The 18,063-nt window shown below is 52.9% G+C and carries 17 protein-coding genes and 2 pseudogenes; 8 read left to right on the top strand and 11 right to left on the bottom strand.

Annotation, left to right across the window (positions count from 1 at the left end):
* Positions 1-27 precede the first annotated feature (27 nt).
* Positions 28-552: an RNA polymerase sigma factor gene (locus ACP4CD_RS08540; protein WP_071157841.1), complete on the bottom strand. Its 525-nt coding sequence runs from the start codon at positions 550-552 to the stop codon at positions 28-30.
* Positions 553-942: 390 nt separating this feature from the next.
* Between ACP4CD_RS08540 and ACP4CD_RS08535 the strand changes: the two genes are divergently transcribed.
* The 4 genes from ACP4CD_RS08535 to ACP4CD_RS08520 all read left to right on the top strand — a co-directional run bounded on the left by ACP4CD_RS08535 (position 943) and on the right by ACP4CD_RS08520 (position 3,371).
* Positions 943-1,539 carry a DUF938 domain-containing protein gene (locus ACP4CD_RS08535; RefSeq protein ID WP_426994240.1) on the top strand — a complete coding sequence of 199 codons (597 nt, stop codon included), beginning with the start codon at positions 943-945 and terminating at the stop codon, positions 1,537-1,539.
* Between the two features lie 132 nt (positions 1,540-1,671).
* Positions 1,672-2,262 carry a cold shock domain-containing protein gene (locus ACP4CD_RS08530; RefSeq protein WP_426994239.1) on the top strand — a complete coding sequence of 197 codons (591 nt, stop codon included), beginning with the start codon at positions 1,672-1,674 and terminating at the stop codon, positions 2,260-2,262.
* Positions 2,263-2,413: 151 nt separating this feature from the next.
* The gene (locus tag ACP4CD_RS08525; RefSeq protein ID WP_168032291.1) at positions 2,414-2,599 is read left to right on the top strand and encodes a YceK/YidQ family lipoprotein; all 186 of its coding nucleotides are present in this window, start codon (positions 2,414-2,416) and stop codon (positions 2,597-2,599) included.
* 310 nt (positions 2,600-2,909) lie between these two features.
* Entirely contained in the window at positions 2,910-3,371 is a 462-nt protein-coding gene (locus ACP4CD_RS08520; protein ID WP_426994238.1) for a hypothetical protein, read from the top strand.
* 797 nt (positions 3,372-4,168) lie between these two features.
* On the opposite strand, the gene ACP4CD_RS08515 is transcribed toward ACP4CD_RS08520, so the two are convergent.
* A complete protein-coding gene (locus ACP4CD_RS08515) occupies positions 4,169-4,594 on the bottom strand; it encodes a hypothetical protein (RefSeq protein WP_426994237.1) in 426 nt (141 codons plus the stop codon).
* Positions 4,595-4,642: 48 nt separating this feature from the next.
* Positions 4,643-5,167: a hypothetical protein gene (locus ACP4CD_RS08510; RefSeq protein ID WP_426994236.1), complete on the bottom strand. Its 525-nt coding sequence runs from the start codon at positions 5,165-5,167 to the stop codon at positions 4,643-4,645.
* Positions 5,168-5,329: 162 nt separating this feature from the next.
* Here ACP4CD_RS08510 and ACP4CD_RS08505 point away from each other — a divergent pair, with 162 nt between their 5' ends.
* Genes ACP4CD_RS08505 through ACP4CD_RS08495 form a run of 3 tightly spaced genes read left to right on the top strand, consistent with a single transcriptional unit; the run spans position 5,330 to position 7,087 of the window.
* Positions 5,330-5,752: a hypothetical protein gene (locus ACP4CD_RS08505; protein WP_426994235.1), complete on the top strand. Its 423-nt coding sequence runs from the start codon at positions 5,330-5,332 to the stop codon at positions 5,750-5,752.
* Positions 5,749-6,897, top strand: coding sequence for a group II intron reverse transcriptase/maturase (ltrA, locus tag ACP4CD_RS08500; RefSeq protein WP_426994234.1), 1,149 nt, complete (start codon positions 5,749-5,751; stop codon positions 6,895-6,897). The genes ACP4CD_RS08505 and ltrA overlap by 4 nt, the downstream gene beginning before the upstream one ends.
* Complete coding sequence (locus ACP4CD_RS08495) at positions 6,857-7,087, top strand: hypothetical protein (protein WP_281020884.1); 231 nt, start codon at positions 6,857-6,859, stop codon at positions 7,085-7,087. Before ltrA ends, ACP4CD_RS08495 begins: the two co-directional genes overlap by 41 nt.
* Positions 7,088-7,170: 83 nt before the next feature.
* Here the strand turns inward: ACP4CD_RS08495 and ACP4CD_RS08490 are convergent, their stop codons facing one another.
* From ACP4CD_RS08490 to ACP4CD_RS08470, 5 genes and pseudogenes are all read right to left on the bottom strand, one after another.
* Positions 7,171-7,488: a hypothetical protein gene (locus tag ACP4CD_RS08490; RefSeq protein WP_426994233.1), complete on the bottom strand. Its 318-nt coding sequence runs from the start codon at positions 7,486-7,488 to the stop codon at positions 7,171-7,173.
* A 149-nt stretch (positions 7,489-7,637) separates the two neighbouring features.
* A complete protein-coding gene (locus ACP4CD_RS08485) occupies positions 7,638-8,474 on the bottom strand; it encodes a hypothetical protein (RefSeq protein ID WP_426994232.1) in 837 nt (278 codons plus the stop codon).
* Entirely contained in the window at positions 8,432-9,349 is a 918-nt protein-coding gene (locus ACP4CD_RS08480) for a hypothetical protein (RefSeq protein ID WP_426994231.1), read from the bottom strand. Before ACP4CD_RS08480 ends, ACP4CD_RS08485 begins: the two co-directional genes overlap by 43 nt.
* 95 nt (positions 9,350-9,444) lie before the next feature.
* Positions 9,445-10,269 (bottom strand): hypothetical protein, encoded by an 825-nt coding sequence (locus tag ACP4CD_RS08475; RefSeq protein WP_426994729.1) that lies wholly within the window; start codon positions 10,267-10,269, stop codon positions 9,445-9,447.
* Positions 10,269-10,421 (bottom strand): annotated as a pseudogene (locus tag ACP4CD_RS08470) (hypothetical protein); the annotation flags it as partial. The gene ACP4CD_RS08475 and the pseudogene ACP4CD_RS08470, both read right to left, overlap by 1 nt.
* Here ACP4CD_RS08470 and ACP4CD_RS08465 point away from each other — a divergent pair.
* Positions 10,398-10,589 (top strand): hypothetical protein, encoded by a 192-nt coding sequence (locus ACP4CD_RS08465; protein ID WP_426994728.1) that lies wholly within the window; start codon positions 10,398-10,400, stop codon positions 10,587-10,589. The pseudogene ACP4CD_RS08470 and the gene ACP4CD_RS08465 overlap by 24 nt on opposite strands.
* A 23-nt stretch (positions 10,590-10,612) precedes the next feature.
* On the opposite strand, the gene ACP4CD_RS08460 is transcribed toward ACP4CD_RS08465, so the two are convergent.
* From ACP4CD_RS08460 to ACP4CD_RS08450, 3 genes and pseudogenes are all read right to left on the bottom strand, one after another.
* On the bottom strand, positions 10,613-10,738 hold the full coding sequence (locus ACP4CD_RS08460; protein WP_426994230.1) for a hypothetical protein: 126 nt from the start codon (positions 10,736-10,738) through the stop codon (positions 10,613-10,615).
* 801 nt (positions 10,739-11,539) lie between these two features.
* A complete protein-coding gene (locus ACP4CD_RS08455; RefSeq protein ID WP_426994664.1) occupies positions 11,540-15,949 on the bottom strand; it encodes a PAS domain S-box protein in 4,410 nt (1,469 codons plus the stop codon).
* Between the two features lie 687 nt (positions 15,950-16,636).
* Positions 16,637-17,970, bottom strand: a pseudogene (locus ACP4CD_RS08450) (CheR family methyltransferase); the annotation flags it as partial.
* Between the last annotated feature and the right edge of the window lie 93 nt (positions 17,971-18,063).

Below are 18,063 nucleotides of genomic sequence, written 5' to 3'. Positions count from 1 at the left end.
GGCAGTAGGGTGTGACCTGTATCCATATCAATCGTCCAGCCGCAGCATGCAATGCAAAATCGCCTGTTCCAGCAGCCTGCCGACCGAGCGCTGCGAGATATTCAGGCGACCGGCGATTTCCGCGTAGGACAGGTTTTCGATTTTGTTCAGGATAAATGCGGTGCGGCAGTCGGCGGATAATTCGCTCAATGCAGCTTCCATCGTGCCGAAGCGTTCGCGCGACAGCAGAATCCGCAACGGATCGGTCTGGGCGTGGTCAGCCACGGTGTCGGCCAATAGTTCGTCGTCGACGTCGGCCAAAATTTGGCTTTTGACCTTGCAATGACGCTGATAATCGATCGCCAGATTGACCGCGATGCGAAACGCCAGGGCTCGGGCGTTGTCCGGCAGGTTGGTATGGGCGCTTTTGTAGAAACGCAAATAGGTTTCGTGAGCCAAGTCCTCGGCGGCTTCCGGGCATTTGACCCGGCCGGTCAAAAACGTCCGCAAGTCGTTTGCCAAGGCCTCTGTCCACAACTGGGCGATGAAATGGTCGGTTATGGTCGCATTCAAGGTGCGTATTTTGGTTTCAGTGTACTGGTAAGCAATTGGCATTTAACCGCAGTCGGCGATCGGCCGTGGGCTGACTCTTCTGTCATTAAGCTACCGGCGGATACGCCCCGTTGTCAAACGCAACGGATGCACGGGAGGTATTGGGCGGCGCTTAGGCAGGTGAAAATCGGCCAGAGACATAGGTTGAGAGTGAGGCAACGAACCCCAACAGGGATGATCTTTAAATCATCGCTGACTTGGATGTTTTGTTGTCGATGGCTTGCGGGATGGTTTTGCGGTTGTCGGGTTGGGGTTGCTGTCGTCTCGGCAAGGCAATTGCTCCAGGCATTGTGATCGTCGCGCCGAATCAATAGCATAATACCCGGCATACTAATCCCGACCAGAACCGTAATGACAGCCAAGCCCTTCTCGCAAGCCTGCGAAAACAACAAAGACCCGATATTGCAAGTGTTAAAGACCGCGTTTACCGAGCCGGCGACGGTGTGGGAGATCGGCAGCGGCACCGGTCAGCATGCTTGCCATTTTGCCAGGCATTTGCCGCATCTGGAATGGCAGCCCACCGACCGCGCCGAGCATTTGCCCGGTATCGCGCTGTGGCGCGACGAAGCCGGACTGGACAATCTGCGCCCGGCCCTGGCCTTGGACGTGACCGACGCGATCTGGCCTTGTAACGGCATTGATGCCTTGTTCTCCGCCAACACCTTGCACATCATGGGGCATGCCGAAGTCGAAATCTTGTTCGAAAAGCTGCGGACTTATCTAAGCCCGGTCGCGACCGCGTGCTTTTACGGCCCTTTCAATTACCAAGGCCGCTACACTAGCGACAGCAATGCCCGCTTCGACGAATGGCTAAAGCAGCGCGATCCGCGTAGCGGCATCAAGGATTACGAATGGATCGCCGACTTGGCGGCGTCGGCCGACTTGACCGTGACGGACGATGTAGAAATGCCGGCCAACAATCGGACCTTGGTGTTCCGGACCGGCTGATCGCTCAGGGGAGAGCCGAGTGCGGCTATCCGCCGGATATGCAATTGTTGGCTACAGAAACCGTGTTAAAGCAGGCTGAGATAATTGCAAGTGAGTTGGCTGCTGAATCCTAAAATGACAAATAACTAAGCGATGGAAACGGAAAAGGGCAAACTGGTTGGTTGGGTAGAAGAAAGAGGCTTCGGTTTCATAAAACCGGAGTCAGGCGGCGCCGATATTTTTATCCACATATCGGCTTTGAAAAGTATGAGCCGTTCTCCAGTTGTTGGAGACGTTATTTATTACGAAACAAATCTTGATGATAATGGCAAGCTACGCGCGATCAACGCAAAAATAGAAGGTGTGTCTCCGGTTTTAACAGTCGCTCCAATTGACAGAAAGCGTAAAACACCGAAATCCACTTTACCGGAACAAAGACCTCACGGAAGCCGCAACACCTATAGACCACCGTATAAGAAATCAGGATATAGATTTATTCCTGTGCTGCTTATAGTTGCCGCTGTTTCAATCTTCAGCAAGTTTGCGAATCAAAATGGCTCTAGTGGTCAGCCGGTATTGCCAATTGCTGAACCCGAAAAACCCATTCAACATTTTCAGTGTCAAGGTAAGGTGTATTGCTCGGAAATGGGGTCGTATGAGGAAGCTGTTTTTTATCTCCGGAATTGCCCTGATACGAAGATGGATGGTGACAATGACGGCATTCCTTGTGAGCAACAGTTTTAGCTTATTTGACGTGATAAGCTAGATGGTAGGTTGAAGGCAATCATATAACAGGAATAAGTTGAAAACATTCGAGAATATCGTCATCTGTGTTTTTTGCAGTATGGGACTATCCGGCTGCGCCACTTTCAAAAGCTTAAATGCCGAAGTTCCGTTGTACGAGCGCGTATTCATCTACTGCGGCACTCGGCTGGATTGGGCGGCGTTGGAAAACGACAATCCGACTATCCGAAAACTCAAGACCGAAGCTCCACGCTATCCGCTGGTCGATCTGCCGTTCAGCTTTGCGATGGATTCCGTGTTTTTACCGTTAGCGATCAGTGCGGAGATTTTTCACTGATGGCGGTTTTTCATTTGGGATTCCCGTACCGTCTTTAAAAGGCTCAATTCTACGTTGTCGGATTTTGCGCCAAATTTGATGCCGTTGTCTAACACTTGGGCATTTCCGAAATATAAGCTCGCTGCTTCCGTTAGGCGTAGTCCTGCCTAATTGCCAAGCCCAGACTGGCTAAATTGGCCGGTTTTCGACAAATCCGTCAGTAATTAAACTAACATAAAAAATCAGTCATTTTTTTAAATGTTGGCTAGGCTTTAATACGCGGAACGACAGCTTATTCCGCGCGTTTGGTAATCAGTTTAAGGAGATGACGATGAGTCAAAATTTGATTTCAATCAGTTTTACCGATAGCGCGCTCGCTGAAATCGATGCGGCGCTGAGTGTTTTGGAAAGTCATTTTTCCAGCTTTCTCAATCTATCGCCCAACGAACGGCATAGTCTGGCGAAGATGGGCGATAAGACCGAAGCGTTTTGCCGGCAGACGCTAATCGTCTCCGGTCAAAATCCGCAAGCGCTGCCGCCCAGCCTGGATGTCAACGAAGCCGTGGCCGATTTTACCGCGCTGGATCAATTACGCCCGCGCCTGCATCGCTTGCGGGATTTGTTGAGTCGCGGCGAGGATACCGACATGGCCCTGGGCAGCGATATTTACAATTTTAGTTTGGATGCCTATGCCTCGTTAAAGATTGCCGGCAAGGGCGCCGCGTTGGAAACGTTGCGGCAAGCAATGTCGGTCCGTTTTAATCGCGGCGCTAAACCGAAAGCGGCTACTTAAGGACTGCCGATCGCCGAAAATCCTGCATTACGCGGCGAGCCGGCCGGCCCGACTCGCCGCAAACCGTTTTAACCACGCCGCGACCGCTGATTGGGTATCGGGTTGGCCGCCGGAGCAGCGCTTTCAACGCGAATCCGGCAATTAACGCGGTTCCCAGTCTTGATCGCAACGCAAAAAGTCTATCCCGCAACACTAAAAGTGATTCTCGCAACGCTTCGAGCAATACACGCAAGGCTCCAAGCCTTGCGGGCAAGGCAAATAGTGATTCCCGTAATGCTAAAAGAGTTGCGCGCAACGCTCCGAGCAATACACGCAAGGCTCCGAGCCTTGTGCGCAAGGCAAAAAGTGATTCCCGCAACGCTAAAAGAGTTGCGCGCAATTCTCCGAGCAATATACGCAAGGCTCCGAGCCTTGTGCGTAACACTAAAAGCCTTGCGGGCAAGGCAAATAGTGATTCCCTTAATACTAAAAGAGTTGCGAGCAACGCTCCGAGCAATAAACGCAAGGCAAAAAGCGGGACGGACGGGGATTTTCATTTACAGCGGCAAGTATGTTGCCGTTCAGGCTTCGATAGGACTCTTGCATATTCCGATCGAACCCGCGAGCGATTCCGACTTCAAAACTGCCAGGCATTCCGGTCGCGGAACGGTCGCCGGTTCCGACCCAAAGTCGGCCAATGACCGGAGGTAAGCCAATGGCCGACAGTAGGATGGGTAGAGCGAAGCGAAACCCATCAATCGAAGCGCCGGTAAATGCGATATGACAGAATATCGCCGACATCGCCTCAAAGGCGGTTGTTATTTTTTCACAGTCAATTTGGCGGAACGAAACCGGATTTTGCTGACCGATAGGATTGAACTACTTTGCGAGTCTTTTCGTAACGAGAAAGAGCAACTCTTCGATCGATGCAGTTGCACGGATATCAGTGCAAACACCGCGGCGGCCGCGACGAGTGCAGGGCCAAAACGGAGCCAGTACTCGACGGGTGCGAAAAGTAGTGGCATGAACCAAAGAGCGTCTTTTGCGGTCTTCGGATTGTCGATAGCAATATATACGCCAAAGAAGAAGGACCCTGCGACGTTGAACAGCAAGATGGTCAATAGGAGGCTGGTTGTGGCTCGGTACGCGGATGGGCTTCTGTTTCGCTTTTCGCGGATGATCGATTGACCGATCGCGGCAATCGTGGCGAAAACCGGGAACGCAAGCGCGATTGCAGCCTTCATACGCGGCCTAACGTGAAGCTACCCGATTGGCCCTCACGGCGCAACAACTCACTTCGTGACTTTCAGTCGCGCTGTAACAGAAAGGACTCGGCCAGAAACTTTGTCTTTGACGGTCGCTGTGACCTTGTAGTCGCCAACAGGATCAGTCTTGTCGAAGCCTACAGTCATACTGGCTTGGCCGAGCTGTAAGAGGCGTTGCTGCATGGGCTTTCCAGACCAAACTGGGCCACCACCCGCCGTCATTTTGCTTCCATCTGGCCCTTCGAGGATGAAATCAGATACCACGTCGCAAACGCCACCGACATTCGGCGCACAGCCATGAAAGATGAGGAGTGCGGAGACCGTTTCGCCTAGGCGTACCGTGTTGGTAGTAGTCAGTTTCGGCGGGGGCGTGGATGAGTTCCATGTTTGGCGAAACTGACCTTCGTTCGCAGTAAGAACGATTTGAATGCCGAAGTCTTCAGCACTGCGCATGTTGTCAGAATCAGGAATGGGCTTTCCGCTCGGATCAATCCATCCGCTTTGAGCGGCAAGCGGAAGAAGCGCGACGAGTAAGGCTAGACACCATTTCATAAAAGAGGCTCCAATAGTGAGGGCCAACGTTTAAGGTAACGGGCGGCCAAACAGGCGGCGAAGCCGGCTGTTTGGGCGTCCCTGTTGACCGCATTGTGTACGCCCAGCATGGGCATGAACTTATGGGGTGCAAGTCCCCTGTCGGAGAATTCAACGTTAATCATGTTAGCGATCATAACGACTAGCCGAAGGCAAAGGCAAGCCCGTGAGGGATTGTCTGAAGGAAGCCTAAGTGCAAAACGACGAGCCGACGAACAGAAACTGGATATAAGGCTGAGCAGCAGGGCCGAGTTGGCACAGGACAACGAAGGCCATGAATTCGCGCTGTACAGTAAATCCGGCGGTTGTGTCGTGACAGTTCATGTTCTTATCTGGGGAGATCTGAAACGCCAGCGGCTCGTAAAGAGCAGCGCGCATCATAGCAATGTGAGGCGTGACGTTTCAGAAGTCAGCAGCGGTCATAGTAACTTTGGCGGCGGGAATGCCCTCAGCGCGAAGGACCAAAGAAATAGGACAGGGCAGCGCCTTGCCAAACTCGATATTGACGGAACCCGCGACCTGCGGGAAGTGACTACCGGCGTATGACAACCGTGCACGCCTTGGAACAACCACTACTGGAAACCATCGTCGCCCGCGACAACCTGCAACGTGCCTGGAAGCGCGTAAAGGCGAACAAGGGCGCGGCTGGGGTTGATGCGATTGCCGTGGCGGATTTTCCCGCCTGGGCGCAACAACACTGGCCGACCATCAAGACCCAATTGATGAGCGGTGACTACCAACCGGACCCGGTCCGGCGGGTGTGGATACCCAAACCCAACGGCGATAAACGGCCGCTGGGCATTCCCACAATCACCGACCGTGTCATCCAGCAAGCCATAGCGCAACAACTCGCGCCGCACTTCGAACGCGAGTTCAGCCACAACAGCTACGGCTTCCGTCCCGGACGTAACGCCCACCAAGCCATCCGGCAAGTGCGCGACTATATCCGGGCGAAATACCGGATGGTGGTGGACATCGATTTGGCCGCCTTCTTCGACAACGTCAATCACGACGTGTTGATGCGACTTCTCAGTAAACGCATTAGCGACAAGCGGGTGCTGCAACTGATCGGTCGTTATTTGCGCGCCGGCGTTATCGAAAACGGCCAATGGCAAGCGACCACTAAGGGCGTTCCCCAAGGCGGTCCGCTATCGCCGTTGCTGGCTAATATCGTGTTGCACGAGTTGGACGTTTACCTGCACCAGTGCGGCCATCGGTTTGCCCGATACGCCGACGACTTCGTCATCTGTGTGCGCAGCCTACGGGCGGCACAACGAGTGCAGGCCAACATCACCCGGTTTCTGGAGCAGCGGTTGAAACTACACGTCAATCTCAACAAAAGTCGTATCTGTACCAGCAACGAATTGGAGTTTCTCGGGTTTTGCTTCCGAGGCAACAAAATCGTCTGGAGCGACAAGGCGCTACACCGCTTTAAACGTCGTATCAAACAACTCACAGGGCGTTCGTGGAGCGTCAGCCTGGCTTACCGCTACCGCGAACTGCGCCGCTATATCGTGGGTTGGATGAACTACTTTGCGTTATCGGAATATTACCGGCCAGTCCCAGAGCTGGATGAATGGCTACGGCGGCGCATGCGCTGTTGCTACTGGACAGATATATGCTCCTGCAATATCTGCATTCACGCCATCCTTGGCGATCAAACAGTGGCGGTGGCCGCGCACCAAGATTAGCCATCTGGTCAGTCTGGGCGTCAGCTTAAAGGAAGCGATTAAAACCGGCGTCAGCTCGAAAGGGCCTTACGCCATGTCGCGGACACCGATCACGCAAATGGCGATGAACAACGAGTGGTTAAAAGCGCAGGGCTTGGTGTCGATCAAAGACCAGTGGGTACGTTTTCATTACCCTGTTTCAACCGCCTAGTGCGGACCCGCATGCTAGGTGGTGTGGGGAGGGCGGGAGAGATACTCGCCCTTACCCGATTAGGCCAAGCAAATGATGTTGTTTTAGGAATTTTCATCGTCCGCCAACAAAATCAATGTCTTTTCTGTAACTTTGACTTCAACATTAATTTCTTTTGGGGGAATAAATAAAACACACCCCGCGCCATGGCCGGACTGTACTTCTGGCAGGAAGTGCCCACCAGCCCAGCCATTTTGTTGAGCTTCCTGAGAAAACCACTGCTTGACCGGGTCGGTGATTCTTTTTTGATCTTTTCCAGTTGCTTGATTATACAAAGACAAAATGCGATCAGATGTGCATAAGACTGCGTTATCTTTTAATTTACAAGACTCGGGGGTTGGAAATTTAAAATTTCTTGCCACTTACTTTTCTCCTCATTAGTGTATTTTATTGCCGCCTAACGCCAGCCGTAACCGGGGCATTTGTAGTGAGCGCAGCGAGCGAAAAATGCGTCCGCGTTTACGGCCTTGTTATGCTTGCTTTTCAACTAAGTTGAAATTACCTCGCCTATCTAATGGTGTTTCTTTGGCATCGTATGAGCATCCCTTTCAATCCCCAACAGTTCCGCCAGACCGTCAAATTTCATTTCCTCTGGTGGTAGTATCCATTCCGCCAAGTTAGTTTCGCGTTGTTGATAGGCTGCGATGGCGGCTTTTCGGAGGCGTTTGATAGCCGTTTCAGCGTGAACATTAGAGATACCTTGAGCGCGAGCGAGTTCTTGGCTTGCTAAGAAATATTTTTTATCTTTTTCATTTAGAACACGCAAACTCAACCCTACTTGCGCGGCAGCCCCACAACCTTCAATAAAAGCCCTTTTGTTATAGCCTTCAAATAATTTAGAACAAGCTAACCCAAAACCGCCTAAATTCATTGCAGCCTGTTTATTATCAATGGGCTTTTGTGCTGTGTCATCTGCTAAAGATACTGCATCGAGCCAGACAGCAATGGCGAGATTTCCTTGGTTTCCTTCTGCTGTTGCCCATTCGTGAAAAAAACCTCGTAGTTCGGTTGTAGGTGCATCCCGAAATACCCGCAATGCCTGTTCCGGCTGCCCGGCTTTGCGGAAGAGTTGGGCTAGTTTGACGCGGAAATAAGAGTCTGTTCTCGCTTCTTGTAATAGAGCTTGAGCTAAGCGTATTGCTAATACAGTGTTTCCTTTTTCGTAAAAATAGTCGGATAAGTAACGCCATTCAGCTAAATTGGTAATAAAATGACCAGCTTGATAGAGCTGCTCTGCCGTTGCTACTAAGTCAACATAGGCATCATCGATATCAATATCATAATGCGCGGTGTTCCTTAGAATATCTATTGCGGTTTCAGCAATAGCTCTATGTCTGGTAAAAACCATTTCTCCAGCCACATCAGCGGCAGCTTCTTCCCTAATGGCCATAATACTTTTGAGCGCAACTGTCGCTGCTCTATATTCAGAATTTTGGCGAGAACTATTTTAGATAAAAACGGCTTATTTTCAGCATGCATCGCTGCAATGTAACAAAACGCATGCAATAAATTATTAGGGTTTTCTGGGGAGATTCTTCTCTTATTCTCATCCGCCAAATTATTTAACAACGTCCTAACATGGTCCTTGAGCCCCGCTCCAAACCTTAATCGTAGTAGCGCACCAAGAAAAGCGCCTTCTTCTAGAGATTGATCAGAACGACTTTCCTGTACCAGCCGTTCTATCGCATCTTGTTTCGATAACTCAGATAAACGACCTAAACCTTTATCTTCATAGACACTCCAGGCATCAACAACCAATTCGGCATCTTCTTTTTCTAAACCACGTAATTTCTCTTCAGAATACCCAGAAAAGTTTTCCCATTGCCGCTGATTAATTTTTGTATTTCGCCACTCTGAAAATCTGGCGCTAAGCAGGAAATGCACGTCACCGCGTCCATTGCTTTGCAAACCGAAAGCAATGTGATACACATCATCCGAAATCAAATCGGCGTCGTCCGAGGCAATCAGCCACTGGTGTCCGTCCTTGGGTAAGTCATCTACCATTCTCTTGCTTAACTTGGCGTTTTCGTTCCTGCGATAGACCACTTGCCAGTCTTCACCGGAATGCAACACGGCTTCAATGATTTGCAGAAACGCCGTGGTTTTGCCTTCTCCACCCGCGCCTAAAATCATATTGATGGTGGGGTGTCTGGCCTGAGTAGCCATGTTCAGGCGCTCGGTCATTTTCTGGACAATGGCGCGGCGCGGGATTTTCGGACACAAGGCCAATCCGAAGTTGGGCACACGCCCGTCGAAATAACTTAGAATCACCGCATCGTCGGGGTTGGTATCAAATTTTTCCAGCGATTCACGGGTAATTAAATCCCAGCCTTCAGGTGGCTTGAAATGATTCTCGGTTTTTGGCCGAGGAATATCGCAGGGAGTGGCGCGGCAGCTTGTATTCCGCCCAAAGGCAAGGCAAAGCGGGTGGTGTCGCCAATGCGGTAAGCATAGGGAAACGCCTCCATATCATGTATCCATTCCTGATGCTTTTTATTCCAACGATAGGGTTCTAATTCCAAGCAGTGTTCCGCCGGGTTCCATTCGCCCCACAGCAGGCCGTTGACCCACACATCGTCTTCCCGCGCCTGGAACGCCGCACCGCTTTGCACGTTGAGAAACAAATGCCCTGCTCCATCTTCGAAACGGGAACTGTTTTGGTGTAAATGACCGTGCAGGTAAATGACCCGGTGTTTGCTGAACAATGCACGGATGCTTTGCGTATCGTCGGGATGGAACCAGTGGAGCGGATGATGGCCGAGCACGATTTTGATATCGGCCTCGGCAATGGCTTCCAGGCCGGTTTCCACAATGGGCTTGCCAGGTGTAAGTTGGCCTTTGTCGTACTCGTCTTCGGCGAACCAGGCCGTGTTGAGGCCGAGAATACCGATGTGAACGCCTTTGACAGTAAGGTTATGGGTAAAATAGGCGGCGGACGAAGCCAACCAATTGTCGTTATCCAGATATAACTGATCGTGCTCCGCGTACGCCTGAAACCGCGACAAAATCGCCTGACGCTTAGTTTGTCCGTTGTCATCGGGGTCAAAAAATTCGGCGATCTTTGCCGAATGGCGTCGCGGGTCACGAATTCTTCTTTTTTCCGGTCTACGTCGTGATTGCCCGGCACGATAAAAATTTGGCATTTTTTGCCGGTGATACTTTTAAGCGATTCTAGAAAGTCCTCTCCGAATTTTTCGTATTCTTTCTCTTTCCCGGATTGCGCGATGTCACCGGTGATAAACACGAAATCCGGCTTCGGCATGTCTTGTACATGGCTCAGAATATACTTGAACAGCTGGCTCTGGCCGTAGCCGTCCTTGCCGATATGGAAATCGGATACATGCAGCCATCGAATATTGTTATTCATTCCACCCAAACCTTCATCTTCAAGGCGCTATTTCTGGAAAGCACAAACAAATTGAATAAAAAAACATTTTCAGCCAATTTAACACCAGTTCCTTAGCCTGGACGGCATAACGAATAGAGTTAACCTGCCAAAACGGAGCGAAGCGGAGTTTTGGTCAGGTTTAACGACTGGTTAAATGCCTTGATGACATTTCCAAACAATAATTTTGATTCAAGCAAAGAAACACGAATGACGCTGAAAATCATGGCTTAACCTGGAGGGAAAAACCTTGTCTGGTTGAACGCATGTTAACCTGCAAGGTTTTTCCTCCAGGTAATAACATATTTTCATGATTTCTTCAGCCATTATTTGCTATTTCTTTACGATAAATTAATTGCTTTCCAAGCCTTTCGAGATTGGCCCCGCATTTAACTATTGATTATTAGGCAAATCTGCCCGTATAACCTGATATTCCCCGCCTTTTCAGGCACTTTTGCCTGCGTATCCGTAAAAGTGGGCATGTTTGCCTCGATAACTTGATATTGGCGGCCAATTCAGGCAACCTTGCCTGCGTATTAAATTCGCCGCTGACTTTATCAGGTAGGTGTTTTGTGTCAAGCACCAAATTGCCAAGCTTATTGGACTGTGTGTCGCGTGATGCGGTTGAAACATTATTCCTTGCATACCGAACGTAGTTACTGCGATTGGGTCAAGCAAGGCCGTAAGGTGCAATCGTAGGGCGTCAATAGGCGTAGCCGTATTGCGCCGTATGTTGGTCTTTAATCATTCGGCGCATGACGCTACCACTAATGCGCCCTACGCGAGCTTCAACACCGCCAGGCATTCCGGTCGCGAAGCGGTCGCCGGTTCCAATCCAAATTCGGCCATCGATTCCGATGCCTTTACGCCGGCAGTGAATGACGGCGTTTGGGAATGGCGAATTGACGCAAACGACCCTTAGCCGCCTGTTACGTTTCTCCTAACCCGCTAGTCAACCGAATCCGGATTCCGCGAACTGTAAGTCCGTAAAGCGACCATTCGGAATCTAATAAACCAAGCACAACCGATTAATTAAAATGGTCATTGTGAGTTTTCCAGTCGCGCAATTCTTTCAGCATCTGCTCGATCATCTCGGCTAGCCGCCGAGCCAGACCAAAAGCCTCCTCCTTCTGTTTGCGAGCCATCGTCGTCAATTCAATTGCGACCTGCATGACGGCATTGGCCTGTAGGTTACCGGCTTCGCTCTTGAGTTCGTGGGCCAGAGATTCGATGGCGACATAATTTCCATCCGCCGCCAGGTAGCGCAATTGCGCCGAGGTACTGGTATGGGCGTCGAGAAATAATTGAACGATACGCCCGACCAAATTGGGGTATTTGCTGAAGTTTGTATGTAAAGCCGACCAGTCAATCAAACTCGGCGGATCTTCAATGCCTCGTTCGAGGACTGACTCTGCTGCCTTCGGGCATGTCGAAGCGGAAGCGCCGTTAACCTGTGCCAGGATGGTTTCCACCAGTTGGTCGATAGCGATGGGTTTGGTCACGGTAGCCACCATCCCGGCAGCCAAGCAATTGTCGTGTTCTACCTTCATTGCGTGGGCCGTCTGACCGATTACCGGCAGGTTGGGACGGATAGTCTTGATTCGTCGTGTGGCTTCCAGTCCATCCATGACAGGCATCTGCACGTCCATAAGCACGGCATCGAACGGCCGGGTCGCCTGCGCAACTGCATCGACAGCCGCCTGCCCATGCTCGACTATCAGCAGTTCCGCGCCTTCGTCCAAGAGCATACCTTCGATGACGACTCGGTTGATTTCGGTATCCTCAGCCACCAGCAGCCGCAAACCGGTCAATCGCCGGGTTCCCGTTATTGCCAGAGGGCTAACGGTCATGGGGAGTTCGGTTTCTGGCAGCGTTAGCCGCAAGGTAAAGGTGCTACCGATTCCAGGCGTACTCTCCACGGTCAACGAGCCGCCCATCAATTCTGCCAGACGGCGACTGATGACCAGGCCGAGGCCGGTTCCGCCGAATTTGCGGGTCGTGCTGCTGTCTGCCTGTTCGAAGGGCTGGAACAAGCGGGCGATCGTTTCCGGCTGAATGCCGATGCCGGTATCGCGAATCGCAAATACCCAGTCACCGCTATCCCGCCAAGCTGAGAGGCTGATTTCACCTTGCTCGGTGAATTTGACGGCGTTGGACAGCAAGTTGAGGAGAATTTGAGAAATGCGTGTCGGATCGCCCAGGCAGCGAACGGGCAGATCAATCTTCTCTACCGATAGCTTGAGGCCTTTGCTGGAAGCCACGGTAGCAAAGGACTGGATAGCTTCTGCCACGACTTCCGCCGGGTCGAAGGGCACGGTTTCGATATCGAGCTTACCGGCCTCAATTTTGGAAAAATCGAGGATATCATTGATGACGGTCAGCAGCAGTTTGCCCGAGTCGAGGATGCGCCCAAACGTCTCCTGCACTTTGGGACGGCCGGCATTATCGCGGTAGCCGATCTGGGCCAGGCCCAGCACACCGTTCAACGGCGTCCTGATCTCGTGGCTCATGTTGGCGAGAAATTCGGATTTGGCTAGAGCGGTTTGTTCGGCGGACTCTTTGGCCTGGTTCAGGGCTTCCTGCAAGGCCAGACGTTTACGAATGTCGAAGAAATAACCATATAAGTACTGCCGGCCGTCTCCCTGAAGAAGATTGATAGAGACCTCCACCGGTATCAGTTCGCCGGTGGCAACGCGATGGCGGGTCTGGATCGTTAAATGCTCCGCGGTTTTGATCTCGTTGAGGACTTCTTGGAGTTTTTCCGAACTAACATCCGGATCCCAATCCGGGACTCGCATCGTCAGAAGTTGCTGTTTGGGAAATCCATAATGTTTACAGGCAGCCTTGTTGGCAAAGATCAGGCGAAAACCATCGTCGGCATCCACAACATAAAAGGGGTCGGCACTATCCTCCACCATTGAATTGAGCAGTTGCAGATTTTCGTTGGCGCTTTTCAAAGCCTGCTGCTGTTGCTGCAGCGCCAATTCGAGTTGTTTCCGTTGACTAATGTCACGCCACGCCACCATCAAGGCCTTGCGGCCCGAATAATCGATAGGCGAAACGGTAATCTCGGCCCAGAAGTCTTCGCCATCAAAGCGGCGGTGTACCCATTCAAACCGGTTGTATTCTTGCTCGAGCGTCTTTTTGATTTTTTCGGGAACCGATTCCCGAGAGGTACGGCCATCAGGCTGTTGCGGCGGTGACACTTGATCCGGTGTCAGGCCGATAATCTCGGCTCTTGTGCCTCTCAGCATCTTCTCGGCGGCTTTATTACAGTCCGCGATCTTGCCGCCGTCGAGTTCCATGATGAGGTAGGCGTCGGGTGAGTCTGTAAATAAAATGCGCAGTTGGTGCTCGCTTGCCGCCAATTTTGATTCAGCGTTCTTGCGCGTGGTGATGTCCATCGCCACGCCTTGCAGGCCGATGGCGGCTCCACTGTCGTCTTTTACCAACTCGCCACAGGCAAATACCCAACCCCGACTGCCATCCGCGCGTTGAGTTTGCAGCTCAAGTTCGTACGCTTCGCCGGTCTCGCGGGTCCGATGCAATGCTTCGTTCAACCGCTCCCAGCTGTCCGAGGTAAAGATGGCTGCCTGTCTGGAATAGTCGGGTGCTTCGGCCGACGGCTCTATCTCGAACATCCGGTAAAGTTCCGGCGACCAGGCTACCTTGTCGGTCGCCAGGTCCAGCGTCCAGCTCCCAATCTTACCGATGCGTTGGGCTTCATTCAGTGCTCGGGTACGCCGCTCGACTTGTTCCTCCAAACGTTGATTGAGACTGGCCAGCGCTGCCTCGCTGGTCCGTAGAATGTCTTCAGCTTGCTTTTGGCTCTCGATGTCGGTACTGGAGCCGAACCATTTGATGATTTCCCCGGCATCATTCCTGACAGCCTGCGCGAGGGATTTGAACCAGCGATATTCGCCGTCATGCCGCCGGATGCGGTACTCGATCTCGAACGGTAGGCCTTGAGCTGCAGTCGCCATCCAACCATCGATAGTCCGCTGGCGGTCATCCGGGTGGATCTGATCGAGCCAGCCATAGGTCAGTTGTTCGGCCTGGCTCAGGCCGGTATAGGCTACCCATTGCGGGCTCAAGTAATCGCACGTGCCGTCGGGTGTGCAGGTCCAGACCAGCTGCGGTAAGGATTCGGTCACTTGCCGGTAGCGGCTTTCGCTCTCGCGCAGCTCAGTTTCCGCACGTTTGCGATCGGTGATGTCGAGGGCGATGCGGCAGATGTATTCGGCCCGGCCCGCGTCGTCGAGGATCGGGAAGATGTGGGATAAGTAGATGCGCGGTACACCGTCCACCGGTACGCTTTCCTCTATGGAGTGGCGGGCCATGCTCTCCAGAACCAGCTGGTCGTGGGCCTGGAGGACCCGGGCGGTCGCCTCCGGGTATAAGTCGAAGTCAGTCTTGCCGATGATCTGCGCCTCACTCAGATGGTGAATGCGTTGCAGGTTGGGGTTGGCCAGGGCGTAGCGGCCGTCCGGGTGTTTGAGCGATAGGACCGAAGGCGAGTATCTAACGATAGAGTCCAGCCGGTGTTCCCGTTCGCGCAGGGCTGCCTCGGCTTGTTTGAGGTTCTCGATGTCGGTATTGGAACCAAACCATTTAACGATGTCGCCGGCATCGTTTCTGACCGGCTGGGCGACGGTTTTGAACCAGCGATACTGACCGTCATGCCGGCGGATACGGAACTCGATCTCGAACGGCAGACCGTGTGCGGCGGTTGCCAGCCAATGGTCCATGGCTAGTTGACGATCATCGGGATGGAGCTGATTTAGCCAGCCATAGCCCAGTTGTTCGGCCTCGCTCGTGCCGGTATAGGTCAGCCACTGCGGGCTTAGATAATCGCAGGGACCATCCGGCCTGCAGGTCCAGACCAGTTGCGGTAAGGATTCGGTCACCTGACGGTAGCGACCTTCGCTCTCGCGCAGCCGCGCTTCCGATTGGCGTATCTCCTCGTTGGCCTGTCGAACGGAGGTAATGTCGGGCAGAGTAAGAACGACGCCGACAATCCGGCCATCGAGGTTTCTGTAGGGCAGGACCTTGCGCAAATACCAACGCCCCGCGGTACTACGAACTTCCACTTCGGGCGCAATGCCCCCTTGCATGATCAGCAGGCAATCCCGCGCTAGTTCCGGATCGTCGAAGTGGCGGACGATGTCGTCGAGGTGGCGGCCCAAGTCGCCCGGAATCACACGCATCAGTTGCGCGCAGGCGGGCGTGAAACGGCGGATACGCAATGCCTTGTCGAGCAGCAACGTGGGCGTATCGCTGTTATTCAAGAGGTTGCCGAGATCGGCATTAACGGTCTCGAGTTCGGAGACTTTGCCATCCAGCAGCGCATTGGTCGTCGACAACTCCTCATTTAGGGATTGCAGCTCTTCCTTGGAACTTTCCAGTTCTTCATTGGCCGACTGCAGTTCCTCGTTCATCGCCATCACTTCTTCGTTGGCGGTCTTGAGTTCTTCGCTGGAATGCCAAGATTGTTCGATGGTGCGGTGCAAATCCTCACGCACCGTATTCAATTCCCGGTCCAACTGCTGGGTAATCCAGGTTTCGCCGGCGCTGCCGGTTTGAACCACGGTATTTTGTTCGGTTCTTTCCTGCGGGCTCAACGCAATCAGCAGGACCTCGTCAGCTTCCGTCTGCTCCAGTGGTGTAACCTCGATTCGTATCAGGGCATCCCCCTCGGCGGGATCGATAGTGACCGCGACCTTGTCGTGTTGCTCTCTGGCTCGACCGATCGCGGAACGCAGTATCGTGACCAAAGATGGGCGTACCAGCTTGAATATCTCGAGGGAAGGCTCACCGACCGGCACGCCGAGATAAGAGGCCGTGTTCCCGGACGTGAAGAGGACTTCATTGTTACCATTGATCAGCAATTGGACTGTACCGAACCGGTCCAACAGGCTGCGGTAATATTGGGTATCTCCCCACGGGTTAGCTCCACTCCTGGCTTCCCGCAGGGAAGGGAAGCCGCGGCGCGGAGAGGCGGCGCCGGCAATCGGCAACTGGGGCGCCTTGCGAGTATCGCTCTCGGAGACAAGGTTGCGATAGATACGCCAAGGCTTTGATACTGAGCGGAAATAAGCGGGCTGATGGCCGATGCTCTCCGAGCTGCCCAGAAAAAGGTAGCCTTCCGGATTCAGCACGAAATGGAACAGCGCCAAGAGCTTCTTTTGGACCTCGGCATTTAGGTAGATCAGGACGTTGCGGCAGATGACCAAGTCGAGTTTGGAGAACGGCGGGTCGGCAATCAAGTTGTGCGAGGCGAAGACGATGGATTCGCGCACGCCTTTCTTGATCCGATAACCGTCCTTGCTGCTGTCGAAGAATTGCTCGATCTGGGCCGGGCTTAGGCCGCTCAGGCCGTCTTGGGGAAACTGCCGTTGCGGGCTGCCGCGAGGGCCGTTTCGTCGATGTCGGTTGCAAATATCTGGATCAGCGGCGGCTGTGCATGGGCGGCAAACCACTCAAAGAAAAGTATGGCTATTGAATAGGCTTCTTCGCCAGTGGAGCATCCGGCCACCCATATTCGGACCGGATCATTCGACGTTTTGGCTTGGCAGATGGCGGGAACCACCTCCTCTGCAAGGATGTGGAAGGCCTCCGGATCGCGAAAAAACTCCGTGACACCGATGAGCAGATCTTGGGCCAACCGATCAATTTCCTCGGCTTGCCGGTCTAGCAGGGTGAGATAGGAGGAAACATCTTGGATTCGCACCGAAGCCATGCGCCGGGCAATGCGGCGCCGGATAGTGGCGGGTTTGTAGCCACTCATGTCATTGCCCCAGCGATCACGGACCTTGCTAAGAATGCGATGAATAATATCCTCTTCCGGCTCTGGCCTGGGATCGGCAACGACCGGCGGAGTACTTGGCTTGCTAGCCCATGCCTGCAAGACGGTCGCGATGTCGATTACGGGCATGATCTGGTCGGCTATCCCCGACAGAATGGCACTGGTCGGCATGCCGTTAAAGTCAGCATCCACCGGGTCTTGGACGAGGACAATTCCACCCGCTTGTTTGATCGCTGTCCCCCCTTTGGTGCCATCGACGCCGGTACCGGATAACACGACGAGCGCCAAATCCATGCTGTTCTGCTCAACAACCGCTTGACAGAATTCGTCGATCGGATGGAATCGTTCATCGGGCGATGCGGGCGAGGTCAAGTGTAGTATGCCATCGCTGAAACTGAGCGACATGCCGGCAGCCGCGACATGAATTCGGCCCGCTTCAAGTTGCATGCCTTCCTTGATCTCTATTGCCGGAAGATGTGTCCAGACGGACAGGAGCGAGGCCAGCATGCTCTTGTGATCCGGGCTGCGATGCTGAATCAGCACAAAAGCAACCTCGGTCTCCGCGCCGACATCTCGGAATAGTTCTTTGATAGCCCTCAATGACCCCGCTGAACCGCCGATGATAGCGAGTTTTGGTCCTTTAACGGTGCTCACAAAAGACTCCAAATCATACCCACTAAAGTTTCTGGGTTATAGAACGTTGGTTCCAGTATAGGCTAATTGCTTTATGCGCCACTAGCGACCGAG

This window comes from Methylomonas stagni, from assembly GCF_050154735.1.
Classification (GTDB): Bacteria; Pseudomonadota; Gammaproteobacteria; order Methylococcales; family Methylomonadaceae; genus Methylomonas; species Methylomonas koyamae_A.
The sequence above is the reverse complement of the archived record's forward strand: the minus strand, read 5'-3'. Positions and strand labels throughout refer to the sequence as shown.